The organism is Myxococcus dinghuensis, assembly GCF_024198235.1.
In the GTDB taxonomy this organism is placed as follows: domain Bacteria; phylum Myxococcota; class Myxococcia; order Myxococcales; family Myxococcaceae; genus Myxococcus; species Myxococcus dinghuensis.
Genome location: NZ_JAKCFB010000069.1, coordinates 22,349 through 29,346 on the forward strand (window position 1 = coordinate 22,349; position 6,998 = coordinate 29,346).

The 6,998-nt window shown below is 70.3% G+C and carries 5 protein-coding genes and 1 CRISPR repeat array; of the genes, 4 read left to right on the forward strand and 1 reads right to left on the reverse strand.

Features of this window, described 5'->3' with window-relative positions; all coding sequences use genetic code 11:
* Nucleotides 1-53 precede the first annotated feature (53 nt).
* Together LZ198_RS41095 and LZ198_RS41100 are read left to right on the forward strand one after the other, a co-directional pair.
* Nucleotides 54-866, forward strand: coding sequence for a hypothetical protein (locus LZ198_RS41095; protein WP_253977646.1), 813 nt, complete (start codon nt 54-56; stop codon nt 864-866).
* A gap of 44 nt (nt 867-910) precedes the next feature.
* A complete protein-coding gene (locus LZ198_RS41100) occupies nt 911-1,627 on the forward strand; it encodes an HAD family hydrolase (protein ID WP_253977647.1) in 717 nt (238 codons plus the stop codon).
* A 321-nt stretch (nt 1,628-1,948) separates the two neighbouring features.
* Here the strand turns inward: LZ198_RS41100 and LZ198_RS41105 are convergent, their stop codons facing one another.
* Nucleotides 1,949-2,413, reverse strand: a complete 465-nt coding sequence (locus LZ198_RS41105) for a transcriptional regulator (protein WP_253977648.1) — start codon at nt 2,411-2,413, stop codon at nt 1,949-1,951.
* 248 nt (nt 2,414-2,661) lie between these two features.
* Here LZ198_RS41105 and LZ198_RS41110 point away from each other — a divergent pair, with 248 nt between their 5' ends.
* Together LZ198_RS41110 and LZ198_RS41115 are read left to right on the forward strand one after the other, a co-directional pair.
* The gene (locus LZ198_RS41110) at nt 2,662-3,531 is read left to right on the forward strand and encodes a calcium-binding protein (protein ID WP_253977649.1); all 870 of its coding nucleotides are present in this window, start codon (nt 2,662-2,664) and stop codon (nt 3,529-3,531) included.
* Nucleotides 3,532-3,745: 214 nt separating this feature from the next.
* On the forward strand, nt 3,746-4,660 hold the full coding sequence (locus LZ198_RS41115) for a lipid kinase (RefSeq protein WP_323383424.1): 915 nt from the start codon (nt 3,746-3,748) through the stop codon (nt 4,658-4,660).
* Between the two features lie 381 nt (nt 4,661-5,041).
* Nucleotides 5,042-6,797: a CRISPR direct-repeat array (repeat unit 36 nt; unit sequence GTCCCGCTGGCCGTGATGCCGCGAGGCGATGAGCAC).
* Nucleotides 6,798-6,998: the final 201 nt, after the last annotated feature.

Genomic DNA, 6,998 nt, shown 5'->3' on the forward strand with positions numbered 1-6,998 from the left:
GACAGGCGGGCCTCCTTGCTTTTGCGCGTCCCTCCTGCCCCACTGCTCCGCCCATGCCGCGTCTCCGTCTCGTCGCCTCCTGTGTCCTCCTGGCCCTGTCCGGCTGCACCTCGCGCAAGGCGGAGGACGCGGTCACCGTCCAGCTCGCTCCGGAGGTGAAACAGCGGCTGGCCGAGCGTGAGACGAAGCTCTCCGCGTACCGGCTCACCGGCACGGTGAAGGACGAGGGGATGGAGGCCGTCGCGTTCCACTTCGACTTCCGCGCGCCGCAGCGCATGCGTGGCACGCTGGGCGCGCCCCCGGTGCGCACCTTCTCGTGGGACGGCACGCACCTGTTCGAGCAACTCGACGGCGACAAGCGCTTCACGCAGTACAAGTCGGAGCTGCCCCCCGCGAAGCTGGCGGCCTTCCTCACGGAGACCTTCAACCCCTTCATGCCGGAGGGCTACCGCTCGCCGCTCATCGGGCGGGGCGTGACGCTGCGCAAGACGAAGCACGCGCGCGCGCCGGAGGCGGTGGAGGTGGCGCAGTCCCTGGGCGGTGACGCGGGCGGGATGGAGCTGGTGTACGTGCTGCGCTGGCCCAGGCTGGACTTCCTGGGGAAGTTCACGCGCACGAGCGCGGGCATCGGCGCCGAGGTGCGGATGGAGGAGGAGCACTGCGACGAGGCGCTGGGGGTGTGCGTGCCCAAGCGGCTCACGCGGTGGGTGGACGGCAAGCAGGTGGGGGAGACGGTCCTCACCCGTGTGGAGCTGAACAGTCCGTCGCCGAACGACGCGTTCACGCTCACCGCGCCAGAGGGTTACGACGTGAAGAGCCGGACACTCGTGGAAGCCACGGAGGGTTCCACGCCCTTCGGCGGTTGACCGCTCCGGGCGCCGTCACCACCTTGGCACGCGGAGGGTCTGCCATGGTGGAGAACGTCATCTTCGACGTGGATGGGACGCTGGTGGACTCGGTGGATGAACACGCCGAGGCGTGGCGCCGGGCCTTCCTGCACTTCGGCCGGGACATCCCCTTCGCCCACGTGCGCAGCCAGATTGGCAAGGGGGCGGACCAGCTCATCCCCGTCTTCTTCAACGACGACGAACTGGAGCGCTTCGGCAAGGAGCTGGAGGAGTACCGCTCCACGCTGTTCCTGCGCGAGTTCCTCCCCAAGGTGCGCCCCTTCCCGCGCGTGCGCGACCTGTTCCAGCGCCTGCGCAAGGGCGGCCTGCGCCTGGCGCTCGCCACCAGCGCGAACGAGGAGGAGCTGAAGCACTACGTGCGGCTGTGCGGCATCGAGGGCCTGTTCGAGACGCGGACGAACAAGGACGAGGTGGACCTGAGCAAGCCGCAGCCGGACATCTTCGAGGCGGCGATGGTCCGGCTCGGGCGCCCCGCCGCGAACACCACCGTGGTGGTGGGGGACACGCCGTTCGACGCGCTCGCCGCCGTGAAGCTCGGCCTCACCACCGTGGGCATGCTGGCGGGCGGCTTCCCGCCCGACGACCTGCGCGCCGCGGGCTGCCGGACGCTCGTGAAGGACCCGGCGGAGCTGCTGCGCCGCTACGAGGCCTCCTCCCGCACCTGGCCGTGGAACGAGCAGGACACGGGCCACGCCGCGAAGGACGAAGAGCCTCGCTGAGGCGCACGGCTGTCGCGGTGTGGCGCCGCCCGCGCGGGCCTCGACGGGGCGTGGTGTGCCGCTCACGTTCGGCGGTGGTGCGTTCGCTCGCGCGCGGTTCGACTGCGCGGAGGCGTTCACTCGCCGGAGGTCACGGAGGAGGCGGGCAGGCGGCGCGTATCGCGGGCCCTCGCCCGGGCATCGGGGCTCCCAAGCGGTGACGCGGGACGGGCCACACGGCGGGAGACGTTCCGCGCTCGAGAGGAGTGCTGAAGGGAGCGGTGAGGATTCCTGGCCCGTCCTGTCCGTGTGGGCGGGCGGGACGGGCCCAGGTGGAGCGGGCTACTTGCGCGAGCCGCGGCCGCGCGAGGTGGTGCCGCGGCGCGGGCTCGTGCCCCGGCGGCGGGTCCCCCGCTTCGCCGTGCTCCGGGAGCGGTTCGCCGTGGACGCGCGACGCGCGGTGGCCCTGCGCGCGGCGGTGCTGCGCGTGGTGGCCTTGCGGCCCGTGCTGCGCGTGGCGCGGACGGGCTTGCGCGTCCGGCTGGACGTCGCGCGGCGGGTGGTGGTCGCGGCGCGCTTGCGGGCGGCCTTCCGCGCGTTGGCGCTCGCGAGCGGACGACGGCGGGCCGTCTTGGCCTTGCTGCCGGAGCCACCCTTCTCGCCGCCGCCCGTGAGCTTGTTCACGGTGGCCCAGGCGCGAGACATCGCCGTGCGCAGCTGCGCCCCCTTCTCCTCGTAGGCCTGTTCGATCTTCCGGGCCATCCGCTTCTGTTTGGCCGTGTACTTGGCCTTGCTTCCTCGTGCCATGCGTTGCCCTCCAGGCAATGCGTCAAGGCCGGCGAGAAGCCGGCTTCGCCTGGAAGGTGGGCAGCCACACCGCCCGTGGGAAGGGGTGGTGTGACGACTTCGGGCCACCCCGAGGCGTCGGAACCCACACGCACGGAGACGGGCGCACTCCAGCGAGGGCGAGAAAGTGGCCGCGCAACTTCTCCGGACGCGGCGGGTTCGAGGCAAGCGAGGCCGGAATCCAAATCCTTGTCGAACCTGGAGAAACCATGAGCCGCATCACCACGCGTCACCACCTCCTCTCCGCCGCGCTGTGCTTCACCATGTCCCTGGGCCTGAGCGCCTGCGGCAACGACACGCCAGCGGATGAGGCGCTCTACGTCGGAGAGGGCGCCTCCTTCCTCGCCTCCTCCGAGGAGGGCGGCGACATCGGCTCGGACGCCGTGGTCGAGGCGGACGCGGCGCAGATGGAGGCGATGAGCGACGAGCACGTGAGCGGGCTGGAGGGCGAGCCGGTCGACGAGGGCGGCGCGTGCGACTTCTCGGCGCGCCGGGCGGCGGTGCTGGCGAAGTACGACGACGACGGCGACGGCAAGCTGAGCGTCCGCGAGCTGCGCGAGCTGAAGGCCGACCTGGGCGAGCGTCGCGACACCATCCGCCCGCGCCTGGCGCAGTTGGGCCGCCGCGCGCGTCACTGGGCGTTCTGGCGCGTGCGCTGGGCCTTCGACGAGGACGGCAACGGCGCGCTGTCCGCCGAGGAGCGCACCACGCTGGTCGACGCCATGGAGGCCCGGTGCGAGCGGCTCCGCGCGGAGCGGCTGGAGAAGTTCGACGCGAACGACGACGGGACGCTCGATGAGACGGAGCGTCAGGCGGCCCGCGCCGCTGTCCGCGCCCACTGGGCGGAGAAGCGCGCGGCGCTGATGGACGCGTACGACACCAACGACAACGGCGTGCTGGACAATGGCGAGCGCGTGGCGCTGCGGCAGGCACGGGTGGCGGCGGCGCAGGAGCGCCGGGCGGAGCTGGTCGAGACGTATGACACGGATGGCGATGGGCGGTTGAGCACGGCGGAGGCGCTGCCGCTGCGGCAGGAGATCCAGCGCCGCATCATCGAGGGTCGCGACGCGGAGGAGTGAAGCGCGGGGAGGTGGACAGCCTCCGTGTTCGCAGCCCCTGGGCCGCCCACCTGGCGACCTGGGGGTTCTCCGCGTGAGCGCCCTTCCCTGGCCAGCGGCTGGTGGCGCGGGGCGTGCGTGTACAGCTTTGCGAGCACGCACAAGGAGGCGTCCCCTGGAATCCGCCCTCATCGAGCCCCCCCGCAGACAGGCCCTGGACGAGGGCCCCGCGGCCCTGGTGGTGAACACGCAGTCCCGCTCGGGGCGGGAGGCCTACCAGCGCGCGAGGGCGGCCCTGGAGGAGCGCGGCGTCGAGCTGGTGGAGAGCCACGCGGTGTCGAGGAGCGGACGGTTGCGGCGCGTGCTCGAGCAACTGGTGGCGCAGGGGACGCGGCGCATCCTGATTGGCGGAGGGGATGGGACGCTGAGCGGCGCGGTGTCGCATCTGCTCGGGCGGGAGGTGACGCTCGGGGTGGTGCCGTTGGGGACGGGGAATGACTTCGCGCGCTCGCTCGGGATACCGGCGGAGGTGGAGGCCGCGTGTGACGTCATCGCGCAGGGGTACGCGGCGCGCGTGGACGTGGGCCTGGCGAACGGGCGCCCGTTCCTCAACGCCGCGAGCCTCGGGCTGGCGTCGGCGATTGCTCGGAGGTTGACGAAGGAGCTGAAGCAGCGGGCGGGCAAGCTGGCGTACCCCATGGCCGCCGCGGCCGAGGTGAAGGACCTGAAGCACTTCCGCGTCCGGCTGTGGGCGGACTCGCAGGAGCTGGAGCTGGATGCGCTCCAGTTGGTCGTGGGCAACGGCCGGTATCACGGCGCCGGGAACATGGTGGCGCCGGATGCGACGCTGGATGACCGGCGACTGCATGTGTACGCCGTCGCGGCGCCCTCCGCGTCTTCGGGGCGCGAGGGGACGGGGTTGGGACAGTTGCAGGATGTGGCCACGTTGGCCCGTGTCGCGCTGGCCGTGCGCACGGGCGAACATGTGGAGCATCCGTCCGTCACGTCACTGCGCGCCGCGAGGCTGTATGTGGAAGCGAGCCCCGTGCAGGAGGTGAACGCCGATGGGGAGCTGGTCGGCATGACGCCCATGCGGTTCGAGGTGGCTCCAGCGGCGCTGCGGGTCTATGCGCCCGCGCCAGCGGATTGAGCTGGGGCCGTGGGACGGAGTTTCTGTGTCCCCCTGCGATGGGGTGAGCCGCGTTCTGCGTCTTCACGTATGCGGGCTGCGCATTGGTGCTGCGGTAACAACCCGCGCGGCTGGCGTCTTGTGGGGATGGGGGTGAAGTGTTCGATCAAGCATCTCCGCGTGGCGGAGCTGGATTCGGCCCGAACGGGCGAAAAGCCCTGTGTTCTTCAGGGGTTGAGGCTCTTTGACAGGTGAATAGGTGCTTGCAGGGAGTTTCCCCTGTGAATTCAATGGGTTGCACGATGGGTGGAAGGATTCATCGTGGCCCTGGGCGAGAACATGGGAGGTGCTTGCAAACAGGGGTGGTAACCCATCGGAACTGCTGGGGTTTTGGAAGACGCTGTCCCGCTGGCCGTGATGCCGCGAGGCGATGAGCACGTGTGGTCTTTCTTGGGTGTCCGGGGTTCAGGTCAGTCCCGCTGGCCGTGATGCCGCGAGGCGATGAGCACTGGGTTCCGGCGGCTTCCCGGCCTCCACGTGGTCGGTCCCGCTGGCCGTGATGCCGCGAGGCGATGAGCACTGAGCGTCGCCACAGCGGAGGCACGGCACCGTGATGGTCCCGCTGGCCGTGATGCCGCGAGGCGATGAGCACATTCGGCGCTCGAAGGCGGCGGGGTCCCCGAAGACGTCCCGCTGGCCGTGATGCCGCGAGGCGATGAGCACGCCTGCTGCCGCTCACCCGGAGAAGCGGTGAAGGCGTCCCGCTGGCCGTGATGCCGCGAGGCGATGAGCACCTGTCCCACGCCTCGGGGGCCGCAATCCAGGACGTCCCGCTGGCCGTGATGCCGCGAGGCGATGAGCACGACGAGCCGCCGACACCATCGAGGGCGGGAGTGGGTCCCGCTGGCCGTGATGCCGCGAGGCGATGAGCACACTCAAGGAGCGCGGCGCGCGCCGCCTCATGGTCCCCGGTCCCGCTGGCCGTGATGCCGCGAGGCGATGAGCACTAAAATCCCCTGATTACTTGTTTAGCCTTAGCCGTGTCCCGCTGGCCGTGATGCCGCGAGGCGATGAGCACGCCTTCCGGGCATAACAGTTCGAGTCCTTCATCGTCCCGCTGGCCGTGATGCCGCGAGGCGATGAGCACCCGTTGGTGTCCTTGACGAAGGCCGCAAAGCACGCGGCGGTCCCGCTGGCCGTGATGCCGCGAGGCGATGAGCACTTTAGTCAATTCTTCATCCATGTAACGCTCAATTAGTCCCGCTGGCCGTGATGCCGCGAGGCGATGAGCACCCTCGACGCCCATGCTTTCCGAGCGGCAGCAGGCCAGCACGTCCCGCTGGCCGTGATGCCGCGAGGCGATGAGCACGTCTCACGACTGCTGAGGCCCTTCGCAGGGGTACGCAGTCCCGCTGGCCGTGATGCCGCGAGGCGATGAGCACACAGGGCCAGCCGCCGACCTCAGGCGCGCGGCGCGGTCCCGCTGGCCGTGATGCCGCGAGGCGATGAGCACTCGAGGGCGACGTTGTAGCCCTTGCCGAATCCGTAGGGTCCCGCTGGCCGTGATGCCGCGAGGCGATGAGCACCGGGGCGTTTCCCAGAGGGGGAAACGCCCCGAAATGTCCCGCTGGCCGTGATGCCGCGAGGCGATGAGCACTGCGTGCGTGGTGGCGCGGGGTGCTGCGTGAGAAAGGGTCCCGCTGGCCGTGATGCCGCGAGGCGATGAGCACCATTTAAGCATCAGCGGGGCATAGGCCGGCCCCAGGGTCCCGCTGGCCGTGATGCCGCGAGGCGATGAGCACCTCCACGTTTGGGCACGCCGGCCCGTGTCGACGGGTCCCGCTGGCCGTGATGCCGCGAGGCGATGAGCACACAGAGGTTCACGCCTTCGGCGCGGGGATGCCGAGTCGTCCCGCTGGCCGTGATGCCGCGAGGCGATGAGCACGTCTGGATGATATCCCCAACAACAATGCTGGGCGGGTCCCGCTGGCCGTGATGCCGCGAGGCGATGAGCACGTGTCCGCCTTGTCGTTGCCCACGCGGACCCCGAGGTGTCCCGCTGGCCGTGATGCCGCGAGGCGATGAGCACTTTCCAATCTACTGAACCCTACTCAGAGAGGTAGTCCCGCTGGCCGTGATGCCGCGAGGCGATGAGCACCCTGGGTGCTCGGCGTCCGAGGGACACCTGCCCAGCGACAATTACTCCTCCCCACCAGCGACAATTACTTCTCTCCACCTTGAGTGAAGGCGCCGGTAAGCCGCCCGGGACGAGAAGGAGGTCCCCGAGGTGGCGGTCACGGACGCCCAGGTGAGGAAGCTGATGGAGGAGTTGACGAAGCACGGAAACGTCGGCCTGGCG